Raw genomic sequence first — 5,788 nt, 5'->3', positions numbered from 1 at the left:
CGCTCGCGGACGTGGCGGGCGGGTGCGACCCGTGGAGCGTGTCCGGCGACGACTGGCAGGTGCAGGCCGTGGTGCTGCTGCTGCGGTCTCTGGTGGTGGACCTGCTGGAGGTCGCCGGCCACGAGCCGGGTGCCGCTCGTGGCCTCCTCCCGGAGATCTGACCAGGGGGTGAGGTCGGGCCCGTGCCTCTCGTAGGCTTCGGGTGTGATCTCCAGCGCGCAGTACCTCGTGTTCACCGCCCTCAACATCGGCGTGTTCGTGCTGTGCCTGGTGGCGCTGATCGACCTGCTGCGCCGCCCGGCGGCGGCGTTCGTGACGGCCGGCAAGCGCACCAAGGTGTTCTGGGGCGTGATCGTGGGGATCGCCACGGCGGTGGTGTTCGTGCAGCTCCCGCCCACGGGCCGGGGCAACCTCGGCCTCCTGGGGATCGTCAGCGCCGTCGCGGCGATCGTGTACCTGGTGGACGTCAAGCCCGCGGTGGCGCCCTACTCCGGCCGTGGTGGCGGCCCGGGCCGCGGACCGGGCCGTTGGTGACGGGGCCGTTGGTGACGGGGCCGTTGGTGACGGGGCTGTTGGTGACTGAGCCGGCGCGGCGGGGGGTGGCGGCGTGAGGGCAGTGGTGCAGCGCGTGACCCGTGCGGCGGTGCGTGTGGACGGTGAGGTGGTCGGTGCGGTGGACGAGCCGGGGCTGCTGGTCCTGGTGGGCGCCACGCACGACGACGGTCAGGAGCAGGTCGACCTGATCGCCCGCAAGGTGGCCGAGCTGCGGATCATGCGCGAGGAGCGGTCGGTGCTGGACCTGGGCGCCCCGGTCCTGGTGGTGAGCCAGTTCACCCTGTACGCCGACACCCGCAAGGGCCGTCGTCCCAGCTGGAACGGTGCGGCTCCCGGCCCGGTGGCCGAGCCGTTGGTCGACGCGGTGGTCGAGGCCCTGCGCGGCCGCGGGCTGCGGGTGGCCACCGGGGTGTTCGGCGCCCACATGGAGGTCGAGCTGGTGAACGACGGCCCCGTCACCCTCCTGCTGGAGGCGTGAGGGGCCGCCGTCGGCCTGGCATGCGGCCCGGGCGGCCCGTGGCCTGCGGTCTCAGCCGACCTGGTCCAGCAGCGTCCTCTCGTCCTCGGTGAGCGCGAGACCGGCAGCGGCCGCGGAGTCGCGGACGGACTCGGGGCGGCTGGCGCCGGGGATGGGGATCACGACCGGGGCCTTGGCGAGCTGCCACGCCAGGCACACCTGCTGCGGGCTGACCCCGCGGGCGGCGGCCACGTCGGCGAACACCGTGTGCCGGGTGCCCAGGTCCCCGGCTCGGCTGATCCCGCCCAACGGGCTCCACGGCAGGAACGCGATGCCGAGCTCGGCGCACAGCTCGAGCTCGGGCTCGCTGCTGCGGAACGCGGGCGAGAACTGGTTCTGCACCGAGACCAGGCGTCCGCCCAGGATCTGCTGCGCGGTGCGGATCTGGTCGAGGTCGGCGTTGGAGATCCCGGCCATGACGATCTTGCCCTCGTCGAGCAGGTCCCGGATCGCGCCGACGGAGTCCTCGTAGGGGACCTGCGGGTCGGGCCGGTGGAACTGGTAGAGGCCGATCGCCTCGACGTCGAGGCGCTGCAGCGACGCCTCGCACGCCTTCTTGAGCTGGCCGGGGTCGCCCTGGACGTACCAGGAGCCGTCGCCGGGGCGACGGTGGCCGCCCTTGGTCGCGACGAGCACGTCGTCGGCGGCTGCTCCGGCCAGGCGCAGGGCCTTGGCCAGGAGGATCTCGTTGTGGCCGACGTCGGTGGGATCGCGGTGGTAGGCGTCGGCGGTGTCGATGAGGGTGACGCCCGCGTCGAGGGCGGCGTGGACGGTGGCGATCGCGCGGGCCTCGTCGGGGCGGCCCTCGATGGACATGGGCATCGCGCCCAGCCCGATGGCACCGACCTGGCGGTCGCCGATGCTGCGCTGCTGCATGGATGTGCTCCTCCGGTGGGGCCCTGATCGGGCTCGGATCGATTCGAGGACAGCCTGCGGGGTGACGCCTGACGCCACAACACCGAGGAGTCGAACCGTAGTGTTGACGCGATGCGATGTAGTACGTCTACTATTTCGTGTCACGACCTGAGGACGGTCCCCGGGTCACCGAGAAGCGGAGGGTCGATGACCACCGAGACCGGTACCGCCGTCATCCAGGTGCGTGACCTGCGCATGCGGTACGGCACCCGCGACGTCCTGGACGGGGTCGACCTGGACGTCCACGGTGGCGAGGTGGTCGCGCTGCTCGGCCCCAACGGGGCGGGGAAGACCACCACCATCGAGATCCTCGAGGGCTTCCGGGTGCGTTCCGGTGGTGAGGTCACCGTCCTGGGGTCCGACCCGGCCGACGCGCCGGAGGCGTGGCGCGCACGCGTGGGGGTGGTGCTGCAGTCCTGGCGCGACCACAAGCGCTGGCGGGTGCGCGAGGTCCTCGAGCACCTCGGTGACCTCTACGCCCCGTACAGCACGGCCGAGCGCCCCAGGCCGCGCCCGGTCGGGGAGCTCCTGGAGCTCGTCGGGCTGACCGACTCCGCCGACCAGCCCCTCATGCGCCTGTCCGGCGGGCAGCGCCGCCGCCTCGACGTGGCCGTCGGCATCGTGGGCAGGCCCGAGCTGCTGTTCCTCGACGAGCCGACCGCGGGGTTCGACCCCGAGGCCCGGCGCGAGTTCCACGACCTCGTCCACGCCCTGGTGGACGCCGAGGGCACCACCGTCGTCCTCACCACCCACCACCTGGACGAGGCCGAGAAGCTCGCCGACCGCATCCTCGTGCTCTCCGGCGGACGCATCGTGGCCGACGGGAGCCCGGACGCGCTGGCCAGGTCCGTCAGCAGCATCGCCGAGGTGCGCTGGTGCCGGGGCGGGGAGCGGTTCGTCCACTCCTGCCCGGACCCCACGGCCTTCGTCCGCGACCTGCTCGCCCACGACGACGGAGAGGTGACCGACCTCGAGGTCCGACGGGCCACGCTCGAGGACACCTACGTCCAGCTCGTCCGCCGTCACACCGCACAGGAGGAGTCCCGGTGAGCACCACGACCCAACCGTTCCGCGCCGGGTTGCGCCGTGGCTGGCGCGAGTTCCTCATCAGCCTGCGCAACCCCGAGGACCTCACGTTCTACCTCTTCTGGTCCGGGGCGGTCGTGGTCTACCTGTTCCTCAACCGCACCACCCCGGTCGAGGGCACCACCCTGACGCTCCCGCAGGTCGTGCTGCCGGGGGCGCTCGCGGCGATGGTCGTCTTCGGGGGCCTCGTAGGTCCGGCGTTCGCCCTGGTGATCGAGAAGGAGGACGGCACCCTGCTGCGCATGAAGGCGGCCCCGCACGGGGTGCGCACCTACGTCACCGCCCAGGTGGTGCTGCAGTCCCTGGGCCTCCTTCCGCTGCTGGTGCTGATCGTGCTGCCGGTGGCGCTGTTCGCCCATCCCCTGATGCACCGCGGCGCCGGCGGGTGGGTCGCGGTCGGCGCGCTGCTGGTGCTGGCCCTGCTGGCGACCCTCCCGCTCGGGATGGTGATCGGGGCGGTGGCCCGCAAGCCCGGCCAGGTGAGCACGTGGGGGCTGCTCCCGGTGCTGGGCATGATGGCGATCTCGGGGATCTTCGTCCCGATCACCGCGTTGTGGGGGTGGGTCCAGGGCGTGGCGCAGGTGCTGCCCATGTACTGGTTGGGGCACGGCCTGCGGTGGGCGTTCCTGCCGGACGAGGCCCGGGTGCTGGAGGCGGGCGAGACGTGGCGCGTGCTGGAGGCCCTGGGGGTGCTGGGGGCGTGGGCCGCCGTCGGGCTGCTGCTCGCCCCGCGGGTGCTCCGTAGGATGGCGCGCCGGGAGTCGGGCTCGGCCGTCGAGGCCCGCAGGCAGGAACGGATGCAGCGGTTTGGGTGAGCGCGTGGTCCTGGCATGAGCGAGTCGATCCACAACCGCATCGCGGTGCTGCGCGCCGAGCGCGGCACGAGCCGGCGCGAGCTCGCCGCGGCCCTGGGGGTCCACTACCAGACCATCGGGTACCTGGAGCGGGGTGAGTACAGCCCGAGCCTGGAGCTGGCGCTGCGGATCGCCGAGCACTTCGAGGTTCCGGTCGAGGTCGTGTTCTCGTTGCGGCCCTTCCCGCGGATCGGCAGCTAGGTCGGGGCAGCGCGGGGTCAGGCGCGGCGCTCGAGGTCGGCCATGTCGATCCCCAGGATCGCGGCGACGGCGCGGACGACCCCGTTGGCGGTGTTCGACGGCGCGGTGTGGTCCGCGCGCGCAGCGACCCTCGGGTGGGCGTCGGCCATGGCGAAGGACGTCCCGGCTGCCTCCAGCAGGGGCAGGTCGTTGGGGTAGTCGCCGAACGCGATCGTCTGGTCGACGGTGACGCCGAGCCGCTCCTGGACGGTGCGCAGCGCGGTCCCCTTGTCGACGGTCGTGGCCATGACGTCCACCCAGTGCTGGCCCGAGACCACGACCTGCTGCCCGGGGTTGCTGCGCAGCAGGGCGTCGGCGGTGCCGTCCTGCACCCCGTTGCGGTCCATGACGGCGACCTTGAACGCGTCGTGGGCCACGGCCAGGAGGTCCTCGACGGGGGTCACGTCGGCGTAGAACCTGCTGACGAGCCCGGCGAACTCCTGGTCGGTGCGCTCCAGGTGCGCGCCCTGACCGGTGCTGAGCACCACCCCGACGTCCCGTCCGCGGTCGGTCAGCGCCCGGGCGGTGCGCACCGCCGCCGCGACCGCCTCGCGCCCCAGGGGGGTGGCGCCCAGGACGGTGTCGCCGTGCTGGACGTAGGCGCCGTTCTCGGCGATGAGCACTACGTCGTGGGGGCTGTGGGCGAACTGCTGGGCCATGCGCTGGTGCTGGCGTCCGCTGGCGGGGCACAGGACGATCCCACGCGCGGTCAGGTCCTCCAGCAGGGGCCACAGGGTGGGGTGCGGTTCGTGCTGGTCGTCCAGCAGCGTCCCGTCCATGTCGGTCGCGATGAGGCGGACGTCGACGTCCAGGTCGGGGGCGGTCCAGTCGTCGGGCATCGGACCATCTTCGCTCACCCCGCAGGAGCTCAGCACGAACGGTCGTGCTATTTTCGCGGGCATGGTGGACGAGTCGCAGCGCAAGGGTGAACGCACCCGGGCGCGCATCCTGGGGCACGCCGTGCGCATCGCGTGCCGGGTGGGCCTGGGTGGGCTGACCATCGGCGACCTCGCCGAGGAGGTCGGGCTCTCCAAGAGCGGCATGTACGCCCACTTCGGCTCCAAGCAGGCCCTGCAGGTCGCCGTCCTGGACGCCGCCGCCCACGAGTTCGCCGTCGAGGTCGTCGGCCCCGCGCTCCGCGGGCCGCGCGGCGAACCACGGCTACGGGTCCTGGTCGAGGGCTGGCTCCGGTGCGCCGCCGAACGCCGCCCGGGCGGGTGCGTGTTCGTCAAGGCCACCACCGAGCTCGACGAGCAGCCCGGCCCCGTCCGCGACCACCTGCGCGCCCTGCACCGCGAGCTCGCGACCACGATCGCCCGCGTGGTCACCGGGGGTGTCACCGAGGGGCACTTCGGCCCCGGCACGGACCCGGACCAGTTCGCCACCGACCTGCACGGGGTGATGCTCGCCTACTACCGGGGCCACCGGCTCCTGGAGGACCCCCGCGCCGAACGCCACGCCCGCACCGCGGTCGAGGCGCTGCTCACCGCCGCCCGTGTGGGCGCGCCCCACCCGTACCCCGTACCCCGTACCGAAGAGGCCTCATGACGACCCCGCCCGCGCAGCCCACCGCACCCGGCCCCGCACCCAGCCCGGCCCTGCGACCCAAGGGCCGCCGAGG

The 5,788-nt window shown here is 73.2% G+C and carries 8 protein-coding genes; 6 read left to right on the top strand and 2 right to left on the bottom strand.

Going from position 1 to position 5,788, the window contains the following annotated elements; all coding sequences use genetic code 11:
• The first annotated feature begins 204 nt into the window (after positions 1–204).
• Both N869_RS12425 and dtd read left to right on the top strand, forming a co-directional pair.
• The gene (locus tag N869_RS12425; RefSeq protein ID WP_035062175.1) at positions 205–534 is read left to right on the top strand and encodes a DUF2516 family protein; all 330 of its coding nucleotides are present in this window, start codon (positions 205–207) and stop codon (positions 532–534) included.
• Positions 535–607: 73 nt separating this feature from the next.
• Entirely contained in the window at positions 608–1,033 is a 426-nt protein-coding gene (dtd, locus tag N869_RS12420) for a D-aminoacyl-tRNA deacylase (protein ID WP_035062174.1), read from the top strand.
• A 51-nt stretch (positions 1,034–1,084) separates the two neighbouring features.
• Here dtd and N869_RS12415 read toward each other — a convergent pair whose 3' ends face one another.
• A complete protein-coding gene (locus tag N869_RS12415) occupies positions 1,085–1,948 on the bottom strand; it encodes an aldo/keto reductase (protein WP_035062173.1) in 864 nt (287 codons plus the stop codon).
• Positions 1,949–2,134: 186 nt separating this feature from the next.
• On the opposite strand from N869_RS12415, the gene N869_RS12410 reads away from it, so the two are divergent.
• From N869_RS12410 to N869_RS12400, 3 genes are read left to right on the top strand one after another with little or no spacing between them, the layout of a single operon-like run.
• The gene (locus N869_RS12410) at positions 2,135–3,037 is read left to right on the top strand and encodes an ABC transporter ATP-binding protein (protein WP_084137108.1); all 903 of its coding nucleotides are present in this window, start codon (positions 2,135–2,137) and stop codon (positions 3,035–3,037) included.
• On the top strand, positions 3,034–3,888 hold the full coding sequence (locus N869_RS12405) for an ABC transporter permease (protein WP_035062172.1): 855 nt from the start codon (positions 3,034–3,036) through the stop codon (positions 3,886–3,888). The genes N869_RS12410 and N869_RS12405 overlap by 4 nt, the downstream gene beginning before the upstream one ends.
• A gap of 15 nt (positions 3,889–3,903) precedes the next feature.
• On the top strand, positions 3,904–4,128 hold the full coding sequence (locus tag N869_RS12400; RefSeq protein ID WP_035062171.1) for a helix-turn-helix transcriptional regulator: 225 nt from the start codon (positions 3,904–3,906) through the stop codon (positions 4,126–4,128).
• Positions 4,129–4,145: 17 nt separating this feature from the next.
• Here the strand turns inward: N869_RS12400 and N869_RS12395 are convergent, their stop codons facing one another.
• Positions 4,146–5,006 (bottom strand): HAD family hydrolase, encoded by an 861-nt coding sequence (locus N869_RS12395; RefSeq protein ID WP_035062170.1) that lies wholly within the window; start codon positions 5,004–5,006, stop codon positions 4,146–4,148.
• A 61-nt stretch (positions 5,007–5,067) separates the two neighbouring features.
• On the opposite strand from N869_RS12395, the gene N869_RS12390 reads away from it, so the two are divergent.
• Positions 5,068–5,715 (top strand): TetR/AcrR family transcriptional regulator, encoded by a 648-nt coding sequence (locus N869_RS12390; protein ID WP_052105511.1) that lies wholly within the window; start codon positions 5,068–5,070, stop codon positions 5,713–5,715.
• The last annotated feature ends 73 nt before the right edge of the window (positions 5,716–5,788 follow it).

The sequence above is a fragment of the Cellulomonas bogoriensis 69B4 = DSM 16987 genome, assembly GCF_000767165.1.
Classification (GTDB): domain Bacteria; phylum Actinomycetota; class Actinomycetes; order Actinomycetales; family Cellulomonadaceae; genus Actinotalea; species Actinotalea bogoriensis.
Note: the sequence above shows the minus strand (reverse complement) of the source record. Positions and strands in the feature narration are given on the sequence as shown.